This is a genomic window from Bifidobacterium catenulatum subsp. kashiwanohense JCM 15439 = DSM 21854, from assembly GCF_001042615.1.
Classification (GTDB): Bacteria; Actinomycetota; Actinomycetes; order Actinomycetales; family Bifidobacteriaceae; genus Bifidobacterium; species Bifidobacterium catenulatum.
In genome coordinates, this window is sequence record NZ_AP012327.1 from 1914299 (window position 1) to 1935046 (window position 20748).

At 53.7% G+C, this 20748-nt stretch carries 16 protein-coding genes and 4 pseudogenes; 9 read left to right on the plus strand and 11 right to left on the minus strand.

The window, feature by feature from the left end:
- Positions 1-4: 4 nt before the first annotated feature.
- A complete protein-coding gene (gene cps2T, locus BBKW_RS08145; protein WP_033501997.1) occupies positions 5-1198 on the minus strand; it encodes a beta 1-4 rhamnosyltransferase Cps2T in 1194 nt (397 codons plus the stop codon).
- A 671-nt stretch (positions 1199-1869) separates the two neighbouring features.
- On the opposite strand from cps2T, the gene BBKW_RS08150 reads away from it, so the two are divergent.
- Positions 1870-2421: a putative DNA binding domain-containing protein gene (locus BBKW_RS08150; protein WP_051920277.1), complete on the plus strand. Its 552-nt coding sequence runs from the start codon at positions 1870-1872 to the stop codon at positions 2419-2421.
- A 260-nt stretch (positions 2422-2681) separates the two neighbouring features.
- Here the strand turns inward: BBKW_RS08150 and BBKW_RS08155 are convergent, their stop codons facing one another.
- Together BBKW_RS08155 and BBKW_RS08160 are read right to left on the minus strand one after the other, a co-directional pair.
- Positions 2682-4055, minus strand: coding sequence for a hypothetical protein (locus BBKW_RS08155; protein ID WP_033501996.1), 1374 nt, complete (start codon positions 4053-4055; stop codon positions 2682-2684).
- Positions 4056-4170: 115 nt separating this feature from the next.
- Positions 4171-4776, minus strand: a complete 606-nt coding sequence (locus BBKW_RS08160; protein ID WP_033501995.1) for an arsenate reductase/protein-tyrosine-phosphatase family protein — start codon at positions 4774-4776, stop codon at positions 4171-4173.
- A gap of 129 nt (positions 4777-4905) precedes the next feature.
- Between BBKW_RS08160 and BBKW_RS08165 the strand changes: the two are divergent.
- Positions 4906-5233, plus strand: a pseudogene (locus tag BBKW_RS08165) (helix-turn-helix domain-containing protein); the annotation flags it as partial.
- A gap of 49 nt (positions 5234-5282) precedes the next feature.
- On the opposite strand, the pseudogene BBKW_RS08170 reads toward BBKW_RS08165, so the two are convergent.
- Together BBKW_RS08170 and istA are read right to left on the minus strand one after the other, a co-directional pair.
- Positions 5283-6218, minus strand: a pseudogene (locus BBKW_RS08170) (ATP-binding protein).
- Positions 6131-7591: an IS21 family transposase gene (istA, locus tag BBKW_RS08175; protein ID WP_033501994.1), complete on the minus strand. Its 1461-nt coding sequence runs from the start codon at positions 7589-7591 to the stop codon at positions 6131-6133. The pseudogene BBKW_RS08170 and the gene istA overlap by 88 nt, the downstream one beginning before the upstream one ends.
- A gap of 504 nt (positions 7592-8095) precedes the next feature.
- Between istA and BBKW_RS11045 the strand changes: the two genes are divergently transcribed.
- Positions 8096-8392 carry an integrase core domain-containing protein gene (locus BBKW_RS11045; protein WP_157872374.1) on the plus strand — a complete coding sequence of 99 codons (297 nt, stop codon included), beginning with the start codon at positions 8096-8098 and terminating at the stop codon, positions 8390-8392.
- Between the two features lie 41 nt (positions 8393-8433).
- Here BBKW_RS11045 and BBKW_RS10610 read toward each other — a convergent pair whose 3' ends face one another.
- Positions 8434-8616 (minus strand): hypothetical protein, encoded by a 183-nt coding sequence (locus BBKW_RS10610; protein WP_128832358.1) that lies wholly within the window; start codon positions 8614-8616, stop codon positions 8434-8436.
- Positions 8617-8747: 131 nt separating this feature from the next.
- On the opposite strand from BBKW_RS10610, the gene BBKW_RS11050 reads away from it, so the two are divergent.
- The 4 genes and pseudogenes from BBKW_RS11050 to BBKW_RS08200 all read left to right on the plus strand — a co-directional run bounded on the left by BBKW_RS11050 (position 8748) and on the right by BBKW_RS08200 (position 13077).
- Positions 8748-8891: a hypothetical protein gene (locus tag BBKW_RS11050; protein ID WP_231858474.1), complete on the plus strand. Its 144-nt coding sequence runs from the start codon at positions 8748-8750 to the stop codon at positions 8889-8891.
- 155 nt (positions 8892-9046) lie between these two features.
- Positions 9047-9292: pseudogene (locus BBKW_RS11285) on the plus strand (IS3-like element ISBlo10 family transposase); the annotation flags it as partial.
- 39 nt (positions 9293-9331) lie between these two features.
- Positions 9332-11320, plus strand: coding sequence for an ATP-dependent nuclease (locus BBKW_RS08195; RefSeq protein WP_033501993.1), 1989 nt, complete (start codon positions 9332-9334; stop codon positions 11318-11320).
- A 14-nt stretch (positions 11321-11334) separates the two neighbouring features.
- The gene (locus BBKW_RS08200; protein ID WP_034255053.1) at positions 11335-13077 is read left to right on the plus strand and encodes a UvrD-helicase domain-containing protein; all 1743 of its coding nucleotides are present in this window, start codon (positions 11335-11337) and stop codon (positions 13075-13077) included.
- A 58-nt stretch (positions 13078-13135) separates the two neighbouring features.
- Here the strand turns inward: BBKW_RS08200 and BBKW_RS11290 are convergent, their stop codons facing one another.
- Both BBKW_RS11290 and BBKW_RS09980 read right to left on the minus strand, forming a co-directional pair.
- The gene (locus BBKW_RS11290) at positions 13136-13228 is read right to left on the minus strand and encodes a hypothetical protein (protein ID WP_414635052.1); all 93 of its coding nucleotides are present in this window, start codon (positions 13226-13228) and stop codon (positions 13136-13138) included.
- Positions 13229-13391: 163 nt separating this feature from the next.
- Positions 13392-14191, minus strand: a pseudogene (locus BBKW_RS09980) (transposase).
- A gap of 171 nt (positions 14192-14362) precedes the next feature.
- On the opposite strand from BBKW_RS09980, the gene BBKW_RS11060 reads away from it, so the two are divergent.
- Together BBKW_RS11060 and BBKW_RS11065 are read left to right on the plus strand one after the other, a co-directional pair.
- Positions 14363-14881 carry a helix-turn-helix domain-containing protein gene (locus BBKW_RS11060; RefSeq protein ID WP_231858475.1) on the plus strand — a complete coding sequence of 173 codons (519 nt, stop codon included), beginning with the start codon at positions 14363-14365 and terminating at the stop codon, positions 14879-14881.
- Positions 14878-15717: an IS3 family transposase gene (locus tag BBKW_RS11065; RefSeq protein WP_231858476.1), complete on the plus strand. Its 840-nt coding sequence runs from the start codon at positions 14878-14880 to the stop codon at positions 15715-15717. Before BBKW_RS11060 ends, BBKW_RS11065 begins: the two co-directional genes overlap by 4 nt.
- A gap of 161 nt (positions 15718-15878) precedes the next feature.
- Here the strand turns inward: BBKW_RS11065 and BBKW_RS08225 are convergent, their stop codons facing one another.
- From BBKW_RS08225 to BBKW_RS08235, 3 genes are all read right to left on the minus strand, one after another.
- Positions 15879-17153 carry a hypothetical protein gene (locus BBKW_RS08225; RefSeq protein ID WP_051920280.1) on the minus strand — a complete coding sequence of 425 codons (1275 nt, stop codon included), beginning with the start codon at positions 17151-17153 and terminating at the stop codon, positions 15879-15881.
- Positions 17154-17616: 463 nt separating this feature from the next.
- The gene (locus BBKW_RS08230; RefSeq protein ID WP_033501398.1) at positions 17617-19233 is read right to left on the minus strand and encodes a hypothetical protein; all 1617 of its coding nucleotides are present in this window, start codon (positions 19231-19233) and stop codon (positions 17617-17619) included.
- Positions 19234-19309: 76 nt separating this feature from the next.
- Positions 19310-20710: a tyrosine-protein kinase domain-containing protein gene (locus BBKW_RS08235; RefSeq protein ID WP_228429108.1), complete on the minus strand. Its 1401-nt coding sequence runs from the start codon at positions 20708-20710 to the stop codon at positions 19310-19312.
- Positions 20711-20748 lie beyond the last annotated feature (38 nt).

Consider the following 20748-nt stretch of genomic DNA (forward strand, 5'->3'; position numbering starts at 1 on the left):
CGTTTCACCCTTCCTTCTGCTCTCTGCCGAGGAAGAGGTTTTTGTATTGGTCGGCGATGTGCTGCCAGCTGTACGCGTCGGCGATGCGTTGTTTGGCCCTGGCTCCCAAAGCGTGGATCTCGTCCGGGCTCATGGCGTCGGCATGGTCAATCAGGGCGGCCAAGTCGCCGGGCTCCTTAGACCAGTACAACGCGGCGTCCTGCGCGACCTCGCGGTTGAAGCCCACACCCAACAGCAGGTTCAGATCCGTGGACGCCAACGCCTCCAGCAGGCTCGGGTTCGTGCCTCCCACCTCGTGGCCATGGAAGTACGCGTACGCTTCCTCGCGGATCTTCATCAGAAGCTCCTTGTCGTACACGGTGCCCACGAACTTGATGCGCGGGTCCCGGTCGAAGTGCGTCTTCTCCTTCAACTCCTCGAGGAACTTGTCGCTCACGTTCGTCACCAGCGCGAAGTCCCTCTTCGAGTTGCTCACCATGAACTCGCGGATCATGGTCTCGTAGTTGTTCTCCGGCACGAACCGGCCAACCACCAGGTAGTACGACTTCGGCTCCAAACCCTTCGACCTGAACCAGTCCAGGAGCTTCGGGTCGTCGTCCGCCAGACGGCTCCGCCGGTCCTCCGCTCCGTAGGCGATGAACGTTGTCTGCGGACGGTACCTCGCGTACTCCTCGCGGATGTACTTCTCCATGTTTACCGAATCGCACACCATCAGGTCAGCGTGCTTCGTCATCATCCGCTCGGACACCTTCCAGTACCTGCGCACCGGCGCGCTCCACTTCGCGCGCATCCACTCGTGCCCGTCCGGGTTCACGTACAGTTTGCCGCCCAGACGGTGGACCGCGCGCGCGAAATGCGCCGTGAACGGGCCGATGCGGCACGCCAGCACGTACACGATTGGATGCGGGATACGGTTGCGGCGAATATACGCCACACAATCCGCCAACGCCGCCACGTCATACCAGATTGCCTGCGCCGGTCCGATCTGCGGCACCCGTACCCGGAAACAACGCGCGTTATGGTACGAGAACTCACCCGACTCCGACAGCGACTTGCACGCTACGTGGTATCTCAACCCCGGCTCACCCTCGTGGTACTCAGTCAGACGATCAACGAACGTCTCATAACCGCCGTAACTGCCCGGAATCCCCTTCGACCCCACAACGAACACATGCTGAACAGCCGACACCCCACTCACGCCACAACCCCCACAAAACTGATATAACGGCCCTTATCGGCGTTAGTAAGCTCAGAACTGCCCATAACCGCACCTTCCCTGGCAATTTTTGGTAGTAGCTGCTGGCCGCACCCGCTACCAACCCGCTCTAGAAATCTACACCTAGCCATGGAATTTACCTAGGCTTTCTTTTCTCTCATCCTCATCGACTTCACCGGCGGAATCGCAACGGGAACGTGACCAGCGACAAACACCACCACGCTGAATCTCGCGCCCTCTGCAACTCGCATCTGCGGAGCGACTAAAACTTACGAAAAGGATAGTAAACGATACCCCCATACCTAGCAAAAGTGGTGTCTCTCATTAAGAAACACCCTTTCAGCCACTCTGATCCGACGCCTTACACGACTGGTAACGGCACCAATTGAACGCATCTTGGGCCTCGTGCTCAGATTGGCAACAGACAGCGTTGCTCATTGCTGAGCAGCTCACCCAATACGCGCTTTTTCACCAATCCGTCACAACACGGGCGGCAACGCGGAACAACATCGTGCATCCTTGTTTATTTGCACCGACTGTGGACTTGCCCTCTGAGTTGCTTAGAACATGGCGGCATACACGAAATCTCTTTTGCCTGCCATTTGCTTCTCTTTTGATTCTCTTTTGCATCTAAAAGCAAAACCAAGCTGGACGTGGATTGGTACCGCCAAGAATTCGACATACCCCAGACGGCATCAACTCAACAGACGCTCCATTTACTTGCCAGCGAACAGCTTATCATCGCCCAAGATGCGGGGAACTACGCCATCACCAATCTTGATGCTCTCCTATTCGCTCGCGATTTCAATGATTTCCCAACCGTGGCGCGTAAAGCATTGCGCGTTATTCGTTACGATGGTCCATCACCAATCTCCCCATCTCGCAGCAAAACTTTTTTCTCAGGGTATGCCAAGTTGGATCAAGCGTTGGAATATGTCGAAGCACTGTTGCCTGAGCAGGAAGTCATTCAAGGTGTACGACGTGTCACCCTGAGGATGTTCCCACATATGGCACTTCGTGAATTGATGGCAAATATGCTTATTCACCAAGATTTTTCTATTACCGGTACCGGACCTATGATCTGTATTTTCGATGGCCGTATCGAATTTACTAATCCAGGAAGTTCTCTTGTAGATGTCGCCAGATTGCTTAATGATCTTCCTCATTCGCACAACGAGAAATGGCAGCTATTTGCCGATGACTAACGCCAGCCTTCGCAAAAGATTTGATTTGCCGGCGAGTGGAGCCTCCCAAGTATCCAGACTTATTAAAACCTGCATCAGTAGTAATCTATTGAAAATAGCAGATCCCGATGCCGGTAAGCGATATGTCAGGTATCTGCCATACTGGGCTTAATGAGGCTATTCTTCACACAAGCAAGAATAACTTCGAGTAAACCGCCGAAATAAGCCAATGCACAATCACCATGATCGGAATACTCCAAATATATGAGTCATCAGAATTCTCATTTTGATTTAAGCCTTGGCACGGCAGCCACTGCCCATAGGAGTAGTGGAAGGGCATAAAAGGCATATCCTTCGAACTGCACATACAGGTATATGGTCAACAGCAGCCAGCAGACAGTGGTCTTGTTCCAGGCATGGTTATGGCTAATCCACCACAGCACTAGTACCACCAGAATTACTGAGGCAATCAGGCCGAACTCCACGAAAAAGCTGGTGTAGGCACTCATCGTGAACATGTTTGCTGGTGTCACTTGTGCGTACCAGCCCTTCGGTGCCGAAGCGTTCAGGCCCAGACGTTCCAGAGACCGCACTGCGGCATCGGCACCCTGATGGGTGGCATCGGATAGATTGCCTGCGCCATAGCCGAGCAACAACTGCTTTGGATGCTTCAACGCACCCGCACCTGGTCCCAGTGACTGCCATAAACGGGCATAGAACGAACCGTCACCGTCAAAGCCAAGCTCGGCTATGGAGCTCAACCGATGGTTCACTGCCACGCTGCATGCGCCGAGACCGACCGTGACCACCAGTTCCCCGAACGCCACAAGCCGGCCGCGCCACGTGTGCCAACTGTTCATCTCGATAATCACAAACACCAACGCGATAATCGAGTCAAGAATGATGCGCACGCCTGCACCCATGATCACCGAGCCTGCAGCGAATACCATGATAAGGACGCGCAGTTGGTTTGCACGCTTGTGGTCACGACCACGCACCAGCCAGATCAGCGGCAGCAGCACACCGAACAGGTGCATACCTATATAGCTCGGTTCTGCGAACAGAAACTGCGGGCGGCCACCGCCCCAATGCGAAGTGCTGCTGATGTACTGGCGGCTCATCAGATGAATGAAGAAGTTCTTTACGGAAGTCCAATCAAACATGATTGACAACCGCTGCACCACGCCGACTGCGAAGGCGAACCAATATACGAGAATCAGCAGATCCAACATGCGCCGCCAAGACAAGCGCTTGATACGTAATGCCATGTCCAACGCACACAGGCAGGCGAGAGCCCCAGCCACGCCGGCCAGCGACACCAGCGCCGGAAGCCGATGGAATGCTACCAGACACCAATCCACTGCAGACAGCGCGATTAACAGCACCGGAAACAGGAAGAATGCGCGGAAACGGTGCCAAACCTGCGGCAGCAAACGCCAGTTCGCTACCGCATATGCCATAAACAACCACGGAGAAAGCGGCGTCCAAAACGGCATGTATGGGCCTGCTACTGTGCCGTCAATCGGCAGCATGGTGAGCGCCGCATAGAACAAAAAATCTGAGGAATCGACCAATATCGGTCGATCATTATCAAACGAGACGCCGGCTTTCCCGAAATCCGCCTCGGCGATGCCGGCAATATTAGAATCAGTCACTCATTACTCCCACTGTCATCACCCAACAGCATGCCACTGTAACGGACAAATCGTATCGGGAGATGAAACCGGCGTGAGAATGACGTGAATACTTACGTCTTACGTCAGCTTGATGTCAGACCGTGTAAGCATACTGCCGCGTGATTTGAGGGCGCACCGGAGCTTCCTCAACGCGGTAGTGCTTGCGCATGCTGGTCAGGATGGTGCGCAGCGCCTTGTTTGTCTGCTCGGCGGCAGTGCGGAATTTTGCATACTCCTTACCGTGCGGATCCTCAATATCCTCGGGTTCGGGAAGCATGGGCCGAATAATGGAAGCAGAGTCAATCACTGACTGCAAGCGTTCCTGAATGGTCAAGCCCTTGACCAGCCCGTTGCGCGCGCAGTACTCGCACATGTTTGCGAAGTCACCCAATAGGAACGTGTATTTCACAGCAGTGGGAGCCAACGTGACGATGTCTTTGCGCTGATCCTTTTCAAAGCACAGGATCAGATCAGCTGACTTGGCCATCGGCTGTGTCAGGCGTCGAGAGCGGAACCCACTCGGTTCGATGCCCACGCTCTCCATGAGCAGGGCGCTGTTGGGGTCAATCTGGTGCATGAGCAAGCCATGCGTGCCCGCGCTGGAAACCTGCACTGTGGTACCGGAAAGGTAGCGGGTGAGCAGCAACTCGCCCATGGGAGAACGACAAATATTGCCGGTGCAGACGAACATAATGCGCATGGGCTCAGTCCTTCTTCATACTTACAACGCTACCTTGCGGGCCTGTGTACGCCCGTTGTCTAAATGAAAGTGCAACACCCGTTAGATTGGAGATTGTCCAGATAACCAGTCCGAAGGGATGTTGCACCTATGGGAGAAGTATATTCGCACCTGTCGGAAGGGGAACGCCAGGTCATCCAGATCGAGATCGGCAACGGCACCAGCATCCGCAGGATCGGTCTGATGCCCGGCCGCAACGCCTCGACGGTCAGCAGGGAGATCAAACGCAACACGTGGTTCCCGTCCAACGAGAACGAGTCCTACCGGCCGTACCGGCCGAAACGGCTGAAGACGGGCCCGTGGACGGGCAGATACTACCATCGCCGGCCCCGCGCAGCGCAGGGCCGACCGCAGGCGCGCCAAACCGCGCAAGCGCTACCGCCTGTCATGCGAACGCCTGTGGGCGCGGGTGGCCGAATAGCTGAGTCGCGTGTATTTCGTCAAATTGAGGTGGACGTGTTCGGCACTTAATCTGAACACCTTCGGCGTTCAAGTTGAACGCCGTCGGCGGCTGGTTCTTTGTCTTTGTTGTTTGTCTGGTTGGCTTGTTTCATGAGGGAGTGTTTGTTCCGGTAGGATTCGCCGTGGAAGCGGAGGATCCTGCCGTGGTGGACGATGCGGTCGATGACCGCGGCGGCCATGTCCCCGTCGCCGAACACGTCGCCCCACCTGCCGGACTCGAGGTTCGAGGCGGAGATGACGCTGCGGGTCTCGTAGCCGTCCGCGCCGGTCTAGAACAGAAGCCTGGCCCCGTCGATGTCGATGGGCAGGTAGCCGAGCTCGTCGATGACGGCCAGCCCGGCCCTGCCTATCGACTTGAGCTCGGCGTCCAATCTGTTGTCGTCCTTGGCCTTCCTCAAGCGCATGACCAGGCTGGAGGCGGTGAAGGACCTCACGGGTATCATGCGTTGGCATGCGAGCATGCCGATCGCGATGGCCAGGTGGGTCTTGCCGCAGCCGACGTCGCCGTAGAGCACGAGGTCCTCGGCCCGGTCGACGAATTCCAGGCTTTCCAGCTGTTCGCGGCCCCAGTCGGCGGGGGAACGAGGCCATGCCCCCGGTCGTATCCCTCCAGGGTCTTGCTTTGGGGGAACCCGGCCTGTCCGGGCAGCCGCCGCCGTTTGGATTCGGCCCGGCTCGCGTTCTCCTTCTCGAACAGGTTGGCCAGGAAGCCGAGCTGGCCGGGCGTGGCGTCCCCGATGGCCTTCCCGGGCACGCTGTGTGTCAACGGCAGGTTGCGGGCGAGGCCCATGGACCTGTTCCGTCGTGGCCTTGTCAAGAACGCGGCCGCCGCGCTGCCGCGGTTTTTGCTGGCTCATTCGGCCTCCTTCATGTATCTGTCGTAACGCTTCAAATCCTGCCCGCCTTCGGTTCCCGCACCCTCGAGGATGCGTTTGGCACATGTGCCGATCGCCGCGCGGTCGACGGTCCGTCCGGCGTCGATGACGGTCTCCACCGCTTTGACCGTGGCGGCGAACCCGCAGTCGGCGGCAACGGCTCGGATGTCGTCGAGCAGATCGGAGCGCGTGCGTGCGTCCATGCGGTCGAGCAGGGCTCGCACGGTTTCGGGGAAATCGTTCCTGATCGGGCTTTCGCCCCATATGCGCGGCTTGCGCGCGATGATCGCGAGCAGACTCGCCGGATCCACCTGGGTCCTCGCCGATTTCCCCCACACGCGTTCCAACGTGACGATATGCCCGCCATCGGGATCGCGAAGCTCGATCTCGAAGACGCGCACCCCGGCCTGCAAACGCATCGAACGCCATCTCGGGCCGGCCAGATACCGATTCGCGTCGATGACAACGGAGCCTGTCTTGTCGGCCTTCACGCTCCTCCAGTCGCACGGGTCGAACCCGACGCCGGGCAAGGGCAGCATGCGGTCCTTCTCCGCTTCGAACAACTCCCGCACCGGAACGCCATGCCGGTAATGGTCCGACCCGGAGATGCGTTCGCACTCGTCAAGCCACACGCGCGTCAGCGTTTGGAAGCTCTCGGCCGACGGCATCGGCACCATCAGGTTGCGCCCCGGAAAGCCGACCGCGTTCTCCACACTGCCCTTCCCGTGGCCGGAATACGGGTCGCGGAACCGGGATTCGAACCCGTAATGCGCGCAGAACAGGGAGAACAGACGGGTCCGGGCGGCCGTGCCGTCCGGCCTGCGGTGGCCCACGCCGACGGCGTTGTCGAACACCACCACCTTGGGCGCCATGCCCGTCCCCTCGAACACCTCCAGCAGTCCCTGGCACACGCATTCCGCGGTCTCGCCCGGCAATGCCGCCACCCAGCGCATGTCCGAGTACGGGAACGACACCGCCAGGAAATGCACGACCCGTTCCACGCCAGTGACCACGGCCCTGGCCTGGCCGAAATCGACCTGCGCGCTTCCCGGCGCCCACTCCAACTCGGCGAAGCCGTCCGACTGCGCTCGATGCTCCCGCCTCCAACGCTTGATCCAACGCCGCACCGACGAGTACGATCCCGTGAACCCGCACTCGGCCACGAGCCGCTCGTACACGCGGGCCGCGGTGTGGCGCTGCTTGACCGGCATGCGCAGATCGGCTGCCGGACAGCCATCCACGATGGCCGCGTACCCGTCATCGACCAGCGACCTGCCCGGCCGGGCGGTATACGATGGTCTGGGCGAATAATCCCCGTGGTTGGCGTACCTGACCATGGTCGTGCGCGATACGCCGAGCTTTCGTGATATCTCCTTGTGGCTCATGCCTTGGCGGTCGAGCTGCCTGATACGCTGTCGGACACACACCGGTGCCGTCATTTCCTTTCCTCCCGGGAACCATCGGTTTGGTTGACAGGCACTCGGGAATCCATCAAGGAACCGGACGATGCCGGTGTTCTCATTCCACCGGCGCCATCACCGCCGACACCGTCCAAATTGAACGCTCAGGGTGTTCAGGAACAAGTGCCGACAGTGAACACCTTTATTCGATCACACACAGGTTGGAGATGGAGGTGGACGTTTCAGAACAAGTGGCGCCGGTATTCGCACGAAGGCAGGCGTGATACGGGCCAACGAGGCGAAGCGCGAACCTGCCGGCCCCGCGAGTCCGGCGGCTACGCCCCGCACACGCGTCCGGCGGGCGATCTTACCTCTTGTTTATGGTCAAATAAACATGTACGGCGTCGGCGGAGGCTGGGCGTACGTGTGTCTGCTGGCCGGTCTGGCGGACAGGGGCATTGCCGGCCATTCCGCCGGGCGGACCCGGGACGCGGGCCTGGTGCCGCGTTCGCCACCCTCGACTTCCCGCTGGCGGACGTCCAGGTGTTCCGCACCGACCGGGGCGGCGAGTTCGACAACACGAGGATTGACGAGCCATTCGACGTGTTCGACGTCAAAGGATCGTTGTCACGCAAGGGCAACCCCTACGGCAACGCCGTGGTCGAATCGATGAACAGGCTGCTGAGGAAGGAGCTCGTGTACCGGAACCACTACACCACGATCGAGCAGCCGGGGCGCGACCCCGACGGCTGCGTGTGGTGGTCCGACGACCAGCGGCTCCACTCCACCCTCGGATACCGGAGTCCGAAGGAATTCACCGAACAGGGACTCGTCCTCTAAGAAACCGTCCAACACACCGTTGCCAATCCAAGGTTACCGAACTATTGAACGCGATGCTCGACCTTGTCACGCACCATGGCGTCGAGCTTTGTCTCGAACATAGCGTCGTCGAACTGTATGATTTCCTTGGACATGGCCTCTGCCTCTTTCCGATCGCGGTTTTCTAGTGTCAGCGACTGCAAATCGTACCCGGCACGGGCCATGTCCTCTTCCAGGAAACTCAAATCACAAAGTGCACAGAAATTCGGGCACTACCCAAGGACGGGGAGAATCCCGACATCCACAGTGACCGTGGCTGCCACTACCGATGGCCGGAATGGATCCGCATCCGCAAGGAACACGATTTGTCACTTCCATGAGCGTGAAAGTCTGTTCTCCGGACAGCGCCGCCGTGGAGGGGTTCTTCGGCCGTCCCAGGCAGGAGTTCTTCCACAAGCGCGGTTTCGCGGGCGTCTCGTTGGACGGGCTCATCGGCATGCTGGACGAGTACATGGTCTGATATCGGGACAGGCGGATCAAGACGGAGTTCGGCATGAGCATCATGGACCGTCGACGCAGGCTCGGTCTTGTGGCATGATTGGTGATGATGGAATCAATGACGAGTCCAACAAAACGTCACCGCTCCCAAGTGTCCATCTCGATTTGCCGAAATACAATTCGTACGACAACGTCATGGCCGAGTCCGTCAATGGCGCGTACAAGACCATGCTAATTTGGCGATGCGTGCCGTTCTCGGATCTTTCGGATCTGAAGCTGACGACGTTCCGGTGGGTCTCGTGGTAGAACTCGAAGCGGTTCCACCAGTCACTGGGCTAGCAGGACACCGCAGGCGGTGGAAACCGAGTATTATGCAAACCAAGCGGCGCAGGCTGCCTCACTATAAAGACGGGAAAAAATTAGGCCACTTCATATTACTACAGATAAAAAATGGAGATATATATGCAATTATCAAAGATAAAAATTAAAAACTACAGATTGCTTATTGATGCTGAATTGGAAGTCGATTCTAGAACAACCTTAATTGTAGGCAGAAACAACACAGCCAAAACATCCTGTTTTTCATGCATTGGAAAGGTATTGAATGGGGAAGCCGTATCTTTCGATGACTATCCACTATTAAGAAGAAAAGATTTCTACACAAAAATCGCTCTGTTCATGGAGAAAAAGCTCACTTATGAAGACCTTTGTAAGCATATTGAAATTATCTCTATAGACTTCCTGGTGGACTATTCGTTGGATGATCTAGATGATAATTTGGGAGCATTGTCGCCATTTATCATCGATGTTGATGTGGACACAACAACCGCTCTAATTCGTGCAGAGTATCGCCTAAAAACTGACGAAAAAACCCTGTGGTCGCTCTTGGAAAGCAGCTATTATAAGGATGGTGCCTATTCGCCGAGCGAAGAAGCCCATAAAGTGCTTGCTGATAATTTCGGCAAATTGTTTGAATTAACCGTATATGCCATCAATCCGAATAATCCAGAAGACAAACAGGTAAAAAGCCAAAAGGAATTATATGATCTGTTCCCATTCCATGCAATTCCTGCTGAACGAGTTCTTGGCGAAGATGACGCACATAATAGTTCTCTCGGATTATTAATCTCCGGCTTCTTTGATACAAGCGAAGCGGAACTGGATCCAGATGTTGCCACAGAAATAAAACGATTACGCTCAATAGTGGAAAAAGCCAATAAAGACGTTCAAAAACAGAGTGATGAAATCCTAAGTTCTGTTGTAAACAATTCTATTGGTTTTGGTTATCCCAACATAGAGGAATTAAAGCTCGGAGTTACAACGCAGCTCAGCATCGACGATCAGATCAAGAATCAGACTAAGCTGTCTTATATATCCGGCACAGCAAACGAAAGTTTGCCAAGTTCTCATAATGGTCTTGGTTACAAAAATCTGATCAAAATGGAGTTCCTCCTTGCTGCATTTGCCAAGGATATTGAGAAACGTGGTGTTGCATGTGTGCCACTTCTCTTTATTGAGGAGCCTGAATCTCACATGCATCCACAAATGCAGACGGCTTTCGCTGCGTATTTGGAAAAATTTCTTGGCAAGCTCTCTGATGTGAAAATTCAAACTTTCCTAACCTCGCATTCCGCTCATATAGCTAATACTATGGAGTTTTCAAAAGTTCGGTATACGCAAAAGTCTAATACCGGTGTAATTTACAAAAACTTGAACACCTTTGCTCAAGACCATCCTAATAATGTAGATTTTATTCGGAAGTATTTAACCCTGACCAAATGCGATTTGTTCTTTGCCGATAAAGCCATTTTTGTTGAGGGAGCATCCGAACGGTTGCTATTGCCTGACATGATTGAGAAATGCGAAAAATCTGGAGAGTTTAGTCACTGTAAATATCCTTTATCTGCGCAGTATTATGCCTTAATTGAAATCGGTGGAGCTTATGCACATAAATTCATTCCATTTATTGATTTTTTAGGAGTACCGTGCCTAATCCTTACGGATTTGGACTCTGTAGCAAACAGTAAAGGAAAAAATGGGAAGGCGGTAAAAAAATCCGTTATTGTTAGTCAAGGGGAAACTACGTCTAACGAAACGATAAAATGGTGGATTCGTAGAAATAAGGGGATTTCTGAGAATAATACTTCAAAAATCAACCTTTCGGAGATTAAAGCTATAACAGCAGATGACAAAACCAGAGGGAAATGCCATATCGAGTTCCAAACTACTGAAAATGGATTGTGTGGACATTCTTTGGAAGAAGCCATACGCAATGTCAATCGAAAGCATTATAATTTAAGTGATAAAATAAGCGAGGATGAGCTTGAATTTAAAGGTAAGAGTAAAACGGATTTTGCACTTGATTTAATTTACAAATACTCTGATTATTGCGTTCCTGATTACATAAAATCCGGGTTAAAATGGCTAAATGACCAAAGAGTTCTTGAGTAAGGGAGGGCCAGTTCATGAGTAAAGAGTGTATTGGCGTAAATTATGGTCTTGCAAAAGCAGAAGCCGATAAGGTTGATGCACGGATTATCGAAGCGCTTAAATCAGGACACAGTTTCCGTGTTGAAGCTGGTGCGGGTTCTGGAAAAACGTACTCTCTGAATCGAGTTATTGAATGGATACAAGCAAATAAATGGTCTGCCTATAACCGAAAGAAACAAAATGTGATCTGTATTACATATACAAATGCGGCTGTGGATGTAATTGCAGAAAGACTTGCAAAAGATTCATTTATTCTTCCCTCTACAGTTCACTCGTTTGCATGGAATGCAATCAAACAGTATCAGGGTGTTTTGATCGAAGCTGTCACAACAAATCCCGATTATCTGCCAGACGAAGGTGACTTTAATCAGGTCACCGAAGTTGCATATACTTTGGGGCATCGCTACAAGGAAAATGGTGTTCAGTACCTCTATCATGACGACGTTCTAAAGCTCTTCTGCCAACTTCTTGATAACGCTAAATTTCGCCGGGTATTTGCAGATAAATACCCTTTGATATTGATTGATGAATATCAGGACTCCTATAAGCCGATTATTGATCGCTTTATTAATTTTTTCATAGCAAAAAGTACTGGACCGCAGTTCGGCTTTTTCGGCGATGCTTGGCAAACCATCTATCAGTCAAACAAAGCCTGTGGAGAAATTAAACACGAAAAAATCGAGGTAATAAAGAAGGGATCAAATTTCCGATCTGCGCCAAGGATTGTTCAACTTTTAAATAATATCCGTCCTGAATTGCCGCAAAAATCAGCCATTGATGGATTTGACGGTGAAGTTTTAGTGATTACGTGTGATGATTATTCGGGAGCTCGTCGCACAGAACGTAATTTCAAAAATGAATTGCCGGCTGCCGAGTTTAAGGCAAGACTGAACACTATCGTAACAAAAATTGAGCAGAACACACCTGCTGATGAAGATCTTAAAGTTCTGATGATTACGCACAAAGTTCTTGCTTCTCAACAAGGCTACGAGCAACTTTTGGATATACTGAATGATGCGTTGCGCAACAAGGAAGATCCTTTTCTTATTTTCTTTGCTGATACGATAGAATCGATATATCATGCGCTTGATACTTCGAACACCCAGTTGCTTTTTGACACGCTCGGAATCAAGCGGTATCCAATTACAAAAAAATCCGAAAAAACCAAATGGAAAACGCTGTATGAGCAACTAACAGAAGTTCGCACACAAAAAGCTATTGATGTTTTGAAGACTATCATTGATAGTCAACTGATACCCATTCCGCCTAAAGTGGATGGATGGTACCGACTTTATATGGATGCTCCAGAAACAATGTATGCATCAAAGGCCACAATTCAGCAGTTTTTACAGCTAGATTATGCACAATTTATTGCTGTTAGGGATTTTCTATATCCAGACGCACAATTTTCAACAGAACATGGCGTAAAGGGCGAAGAATACGATAATGTTGTTTTTGTTATCAGCAGGGGATGGAACCAGTACCAATTTGAAACCTATGCGCCAATGATAACAGGTCATGCTTCTATTCCTAAAGGCAAAGAAGCATCGTATGAGCGAAACCGGAATCTTTTCTATGTTTGTTGTTCAAGGCCAAAAAAGCGGTTGTTCTTTTTTGTCACCGTGCCGATAGATTCTTCATTCAGAACTTTTTTGGTAAAACTAACCGGTGAAGAGAGTATTCTAACCTATCGACAATTTATGGAAGCATCTAATTAGCGAACAACGAAATGCAGCTCACCGGTCATTGCTGATCGATGAGCAGCTATATGCTCAATTATTCTTCCATAACTTCTAACATCATTCTGGCACCCAGTCTAAAACTGTTCTGAAATACCAGGCAATCCGTGGTGGTTTGATGCTCTTGCACACAATCGGTATATTTCTCGAACAATTCTTTCTACTCGTCCGTTATGGTAGCTTTAAGCGTTTCTTTATTCCTGTTAATCAACTTCTGTAACTTCTTGGATTAGGAGGGGGGTAGTGCCCGAAAGGTTGCGCACTTTGGATCATGCCCGTCCATGGCGCGATGATCAGTTCGCTTCCACGAGGTTGCCATCGAACCGAGATATGTCGAGGTAGCGGCAGGTCGACCATTCGTTCGCGGTGACGTAGCAGATGCGGGTACATATGAACATCAACGCGCTGTCGCCGTCGGGGAAGCCGCCGGTCACGCGCTTGCGCCGCCTGATCTCCCGGTTCAGCCGTTCGACCATGTTGCTCGTGCGGATTCTCCTGCGGTGCCCGTCCGGGAACTCGTCCAGCAGATAGGCCCCCGGATTCTCTCCCGCAGGCAGTTCGCGGCGGCATTCAGCCTCCTGGCCTCCATCTCCACGGCGACGGTCTCGGCCTTGTCCAACGCGGATTCCCGGGACTCCATGGCGAACATGGCCTTCAGGGCCGCCGACGCCCATTCGCGGTGGCTGGGCGGCGTCTTCGAGAGCACGTTGCGCATGAAACGCGCCATGCACCGCTGGCACCTCGCCTTCGGCATCATCGAGTCCACCGTGGAGACCAGTCCCGCGCACCGGTCGCCGACCACGAGCCGGACGCCCTCCAGACCGCGTTCGATCACCGCGGACGCGAACGGGGCGCCCTTCAATTTCGGCACCTTGAGCCCAAGCCTGCCGGCCTTGGCGGTCAGGCTCCGCTCGTAGTGGCTGGCCCGGTAGGCCTTCCGTCCGCCGGAACGCTCGTATCTGGACACCCGACGATCTCGTCGGCCTGAAGCGTCGGGCATCGCATTGAGTACCTTGGACGCCTTCTGCGTGACAAGCTGGTCGAGCCTGGTCCCGGGCGTGTGCCGATCAATCCGTATGGCATTCTCGGGCATGGTTCCGTCTCCTGATTTCCAATCGCGGTTTTTCGTTTTGGCGAATGAAGAAATCGTGCACAGGACGCGGGCCATGCCTTTCACATCAAAGACGGAAACCCAAAGCGCGCAAGAATTCGGACGTTAGGGGCTCCGGACGTTTTCTTGGAGACCGAACGGAAAGATTTTCGTATGTTCAGTCTTGAGGAACGAGAGCGTGCGATGGAGTTGTATTTCACCACGCCGATGACGACGGCCCAGGTGGTGGAGCATCTGGGTTATCCGACCAGGCAGTGTCTGGAGCGTTGGCTGGCGATGGATTCCCGGTATGCTGGCCATATGGCCAAACCCATCATCCCACTGGAGACCAGGCGAAGGGCAGTCGAGCTGGTGCTGGTCGGCATGCAGCAGAAGCAGGCCGCCAAACAGCTCGGCGTGAGCGTCGGCGCGGTGCATGGCTGGGTCAGGGCGTACCGCAAGGGCGGCATGGCCGCGTTGCAGCCCAAAAACAGGAACTCCGCGCAGGGCAATAAGCCCGCTGACTCCCGTCGCCGGCCGTCCGCAGCCGATGATGATGACGCGGAGGCTTTGCGCCGCAAGGTCGAGGAACTGGAGCTGGAGAACGCGTTGATGCGGGAGGTGGCGGAGGTCGTAAAAAAGACCCCGGCGCCGACCTGCGGCGCCTGTCGAACAGGGAGAAGACCCTGTTGATCGACCGGTTGAGGCCGGCGTATTCGCTCAGCTCGATGACATGCTTGCTCGCCATCGCGCCCAGCAGCTACCACTACCACCACGCCCGGCTCGGCGTTGACAAGTACGCCGGACTCAGGGCAGAGGTGGCCGGGGCGTTCGCCGATTCCAAGGGCAGGTACGGGTACCACAGGATCAAGGCGGTGCTCAAGACCGGCGTATCGGAGAAGGTGGTCCGCAGGATCATGGCGGAGGAAGGGCTCGTGGCGCACGTGCCCAAGCGACGCAGGTATAGTTCCTACGAGGGCGAGACGACGCCGGCTCCCGCCAATCTCGTCGACCGGGACTTCACGGCCGAGCGTCCGAACGAGAAGTGGCTGACGGACATCAGCGAGATCAAGGCCAGGGACGGGAAGGTGTACCTCTCGCCGATGATCGACTGCTTCGATGGCAAGATCGTCGCATACACCGCCGGCTTCAGCCCCAACGCGGAGCTGGCCAACCGGATGCTGGAGAAAGCGGCCTCGACGCTGCCGGGGAACGCGCGTCCCCTGGTGCATTCCGACCGTGGATGCCATTACCGGTGGCCCGGATGGCTCGGGCTCATGGAACGCTTCGGGCTGACGCGCTCCATGAGCGCGAAGGGCTGTTCGCCGGACAACGCGGCCGCGGAGGGATTCTTCGGCAGGATGAAGACCGAGGCGGTCTACCCCGAGAAGTGGGAGGAACACACCCGCAACGAGGTGCTCGCCTTGGTCGATGAGTACATACGCTGGTACAACCACGAGCGCATCAAACAGTCGCTTGGTTGGATGAGCCCGGTACAATACCGTCAAAGCCAAGGAATGGCTGCGTGATTATCTCCAAGAAAATGTCCGCAGCCCCTTATCGCTATCGCCGGATAACCGTAGATCGCCATGCCAGCTTTCATTAGCTGCAATACCACGTGCGCTGCCTCAATAACATCCGGATTCTTGCCCATGTCTCGCCTATATATGGCAGATGCGAGCTTGTGCAGTTATGAAGACCGCAGTCGGCTCGTTACGAATGCGCAGACGGCGGCAGCGACCAGCAACAGAAGCGACGTGACGGCAAGCGCTTGGATTGCGGAGCCGGTACGGGGCATGTCTGGCTGCTTGGGCTCGGCGGGTTTGCCAGGCTCATCTGGCTTGTCTGGCTCTTCTGGCTTGGCGATGGATTTGATGTTCACTGTTACTTGCGTGCTGATTTCATCATGGCCGGAGGTACGGAATTGTGGGCCCGCTCCCCCATCGGCGATTTCAGTATTGCGTGTTGCAGTGATGGTGACGGTTTGGTTTACCGCATCAAATGCCTTTCGCTTGGCGACTGCCTGCAGCGCGAGCTCGATCTGCTTGTTGAGAGCTTGCAGTTGCTCGGCATCCGCTACGAGACGATAGTCGGAAATACCGTTCAGTTTGGTTCTGGTGAGATCCAGCAGACTGTCGTTGGTTAGATTCTGCAAGGTTGAGCCTTGCTCAAGTGCTACCGTGGGGTAATCACTTGAAATAGCCAGCTCACTGATATCAAACATGCCGTCGTCGCCGTTTGGGATTAGGCCTACCATGTCGGCTAAGTAGGGTGTGAGATTCTCCGTAGTGGAGAATGAGCCACCCATGAGCACGAGCGTGTCAAGCCCGGCGGGGATTGCGCCATGGTATTCACCGCCGCGAATGCTCGCATAGCCGAGGTGTTCTGCATCGTCCAACATGCCGATCAGTGTTGGTGCGGTGAATGTTCCTGCGGAAATACTGGCCTCGGCAGAGGCACCGCTTGTTTCCGCGAACCGCATGAGCGTGGTGTTCGATGTGAAGTTTCCACCTTGAATCCGCAACGCTCCACGGCAGTCGATTGCAGGATTATCTCCGCCGACAACCGTGCCCGATCCGGTGATGGTGAGCTGCATGTTGGCAGGAACGGTGATTGCCGTGGTATTGCTGGCGTTGAGCACATGTCCGTTCAATTCGAGCGTAATCCCGCGCACCACTTTCGATGGGGTGACGGTGACGCTTTCCGTAGTATCGGTAAGCAATGTGACCGTATTGTTCTTCATCGACGTATGGCTAATCGCGTCTTGCACGCTCATATAGGTCGTGTTGCCCACTTGAGCGACCGGCTGCGGCTCATCTGCAAACGCCATCATGGGAAACAACATCGTTCCCGACGATAATGAGATAATCAAGAAAAACGCGATCATCGCCGTCGAAAGCGTTGACAACATATGGATGTGGTGTGATTGCAGGCGTTCGACCGCCTGCTTTTCATGCTTATACATGATCGTTCCTTGCATGGAGCGGTGATTAACTATTTCAAACGCACCGAAATGCGTGTAGACCACCCTCAGCTCTGAGGGATAAAGAAAAAGCAAAATAACAATATTACAGCGTTGAAAAATTATCTCACACAATCTACATAAAAAGCAAATTCACTGCCGAAAGAAACTAAACAAATAGTAGAGTAACTAACTCCATATCAGTAGCATTGCAATCATGTTGGCAATTACCCAGAAATTTTTTATACAAGTAAAGAATAAGAATAACAGTAAAAGATACACCACAATTCAAATATTATAGGAAAGTTTTCTTACTTATACGTCAGTATTGCATGCAAAAACGACGCGATCCATCCAGGCGATACAGACACCCCATGAACCGCGTCATACCCCACTATTTCCCAGTGCATAACACCTTAGGGCAGAAGAAAATTCAAAAGCTCGGCAAGAGCGAACCCAAAAAGATTCAGAGCACACCCTGATCGCTTGGAGGCTGCGAACCAGAGCCAGAATCGCTACCAGAACCGGAATCAGAACCGCCATTGCCAGGCTTGACACCAGCACCAGGATTACTACTGGAACCGGAATCAGAACCGCCATTGCCAGGCTTGACACCAGCACCAGGATTACTACCGGAACTAGGAGTATTGCCAGGTGTAATAGGAGCCGAGGGAGTCAATCCGCCGGAAGGCTGCCGCGTGTACTGGTAGTTGTACGAATTGCCAGTATTGCCCTGTTGCTGCTGTTGATTCTGCGCAGCCAACGCGTTCATGGAAGCATTCACATCATCAGATGCGGTTTGCAAATCCGTTATCGACTGGTTAATGGCATTAGTATCGGTACTGTTGCCATTGAACAGTTCCAAAGCATGGTCAATGGCACTCTGCAGCATCACTCGCGTGGAATCATCCGCCACTTGGTACAGGCTATTGTCAAGCAGTGACTGCGCATTATTGATGGCTGCTTCAAGCTTCTTCAGCGCATCAGCGTTGTCTTGCTTCTCCTTGGCCTTCTGACTGTTCGTAACGGCTGTTGCAGAATCATTCAAGGTCTTGGACTGGCTTTGCAACGTAGGCAGTTGCTTGTTCATGGCTTTACTGCGCTGGCGAAGTCCAGCGTTGCTCAAATCAGCACTGCACTCCCCTACCGTTGTAAGATTCTGCGCATCTTTCACTGCAGACTGCAACGTGGTCAGCGTTTTCGCATCCGAAACCTGATCGCTTTTCACATTCTGCAACGATTTGGCATTCTTCAACGCCGCCTTGTATTCCTTCACAGCCTTCTCATATGCCTTGGAAGACTTTTTGCACATACTCAACGCGGTACGGTGCTGTTCGTTCCGTTCAAGCCCCTGGTCATACTGCCGGCGCTGCCAAACACCGAATCCAACGCCCGCGGCAACCAACGCCACTACGGCTACAATCGCAACGGTAATAATAATTGTCTTGCGATGTGACTTCTTCGGCGGAACCGGAACAAGCTTCAATGGATCATGCTCATCGTTTTCCATGTCAGACAGGTCATCCGGCATGGGCAGGCTTTCAGGTATGAAGGTAGTAGAAGCAGATGCAGGGGAATCCACAAAAAGCGGCATAGTGGAATCCACAGAAGAGGCTGACTCTACCGGAGACGCGAACGAAACAGTTCCCTCGGCAGATTCGGCAGATGGTGAAGCATCAGCAGACTGTGTAACATCGAGCGTTGCGGTCGAAGAAGACGTCGAATCAGGCTCGCACGACGAGGCGGAATCGTTTTCAGCACCAGAAATATGCTTTTCTGCAATATTCGGAAAATCCTCAACACGAAGGTTTACCGTGGGCGCATCACTCACCGGCGTGGATGACGTGGCAGTGGTCATGCTTGTGGCTGCAGCCTGCGCATAAGCCGCATCAGATGCCTCGCCACGTTCCACAGCCGACTCAACTTCCGAAAAGGTGATCGGTGGAATATCCCAGAACGTATCCACCACATCATGCTCGGAAGCCGACTGCGCCTTGGTCTGCTGCTTGCCCTGAGAGCTCAGAGAGTCTCCCGACGAAACAAGATGCGACAGATTCGGCACAGTATTGTTGTTGTCACCCATGTTGATTCCTTATTACAGCGTGAGACCGAAGCTTCACGCTCCGGTCTCACGTTCACGCCTTATACACTACTTGCGGCTACTTTTTGTGGCTTTTCTTCCGCGGAGCATCCTCGTAGTAGTAGTAATAGTAATTCGAATTGGAATGCGTCTTCTTCAGATCGGCATAGTTGAAGATGAAACCAAGCACAGGGACCTTGGCTACATGCAAGGATTCAGAAATCTCCTTGAGTTCCTTCTTCTCGCACACGCCACGACCGGTCACCAGAACCAGACCCTTGGCCCACCGGCCGAACACGATACCATCGTTGGAAACACTCAACGGAGCGGTATCAATAATAACGTAATCATACTGGGTCAAAGCCTGCTCGACCATAATACGCATGGTGTCTGATCCAAGAAGCACGCCAGCATTCGCCGGGCGTTTACCAGCAGGAAGAATATGCAGAGTCGGCTTCCAGTAGTTCTGCACCACATCTTTCGGAGACATCTGACCAGAAAGCACGTGCGCCAAACCGGCAGAACCTTCAAGACCCAAATGATGAGCAACGGAAGGATGACGCAGATCAGCGTCGACCAACAGCACGCGAGCACCATCTTCAGCCAAAGCCGCAGCCACGTTGATCGACGTGGTGGTTTTGCCTTCAGAAGGCTGCGCACTGGTAATAACCAGCAGCTGCCCCTTGCCCGCAACCTTATCGGTCTGCAAGAATTCGATATTAGTGTGAATACGACGGAATTCCTCAGCGATAGGGCCATTAGGCTGGCTGACGAGCACTGGGCGCTTCTCACCTAGGGAATTATCCTGAGGCACGGAACCCAAGGAAGACGCCCCAACCAAGCTGCGCACGTCGGAAGTCTCCTCGACTTTAGTGTTCAGCATGTCTTTCAGTAGTGCGGCGAACACTCCAAGCACCAGACCTGCGACCACGCCGACCGCCAGATACAGCGGCTTATTCGGCGAGCTCGGGCTTTCAGGCACACGCGCCCTCTGCACGATGGAGATCTTCACCGGGGACTTATCTGCCGCGGAATACAGATCGTTTTGAATCACGTTCTGCATAGACACTGCCACCGCATTGGCAATGTCGGACGCCTGCTGCGCGTCACCATCTTCCGCGGAAATGTTCACGAACGCGGTGTCCGTAGGATTGGTGACAGTCAGTTGCTCGGCCAGACTCTTCACTGAAGTATCCAGTCCAAGATCCTTGATGACCGGCTCAAGTACGGTTTCGGTGGTTGCCAACGTTGTATACGACGTGATCTGGCCGGCGATGTACGTGCCACCCGTGTACTGCTGGCTAATGCCCGCATCATCCCCTTGGGATGCATTGTACGTAGCCATGGCCTGAGCCGTGGCGGTATACTTCGGCGGAACCAAGAAGGTGTACGCAGCCACCCCGGCGAAAACCATCACAAATATGATGGCCGCGGTGACCAGATGCTTGCGAATGATACGCATCAAATCCATCAGCGTGATGCCGTCTTCAGAATCATCTTCAACGGCAACCTGCTGGA

Excerpts from the sequence above, each read along its gene's own strand:
- BBKW_RS08225 (WP_051920280.1), bottom strand. The coding sequence starts at position 17,153 with ATGTATAAGCATGAAAAGCAGGCGGTCGAACGCCTGCAATCACACCAC.
- BBKW_RS08200 (WP_034255053.1), top strand. The coding sequence starts at position 11,335 with ATGAGTAAAGAGTGTATTGGCGTAAATTATGGTCTTGCAAAAGCAGAA.
- BBKW_RS08195 (WP_033501993.1), top strand. The coding sequence starts at position 9,332 with ATGCAATTATCAAAGATAAAAATTAAAAACTACAGATTGCTTATTGAT.
- BBKW_RS11050 (WP_231858474.1), top strand. The coding sequence starts at position 8,748 with ATGAGCGTGAAAGTCTGTTCTCCGGACAGCGCCGCCGTGGAGGGGTTC.
- istA (WP_033501994.1), bottom strand. The coding sequence starts at position 7,591 with ATGACGGCACCGGTGTGTGTCCGACAGCGTATCAGGCAGCTCGACCGC.
- BBKW_RS11060 (WP_231858475.1), top strand. The coding sequence starts at position 14,363 with ATGTTCAGTCTTGAGGAACGAGAGCGTGCGATGGAGTTGTATTTCACC.
- BBKW_RS08230 (WP_033501398.1), bottom strand. The coding sequence starts at position 19,233 with ATGGGTGACAACAACAATACTGTGCCGAATCTGTCGCATCTTGTTTCG.
- BBKW_RS08160 (WP_033501995.1), bottom strand. The coding sequence starts at position 4,776 with ATGCGCATTATGTTCGTCTGCACCGGCAATATTTGTCGTTCTCCCATG.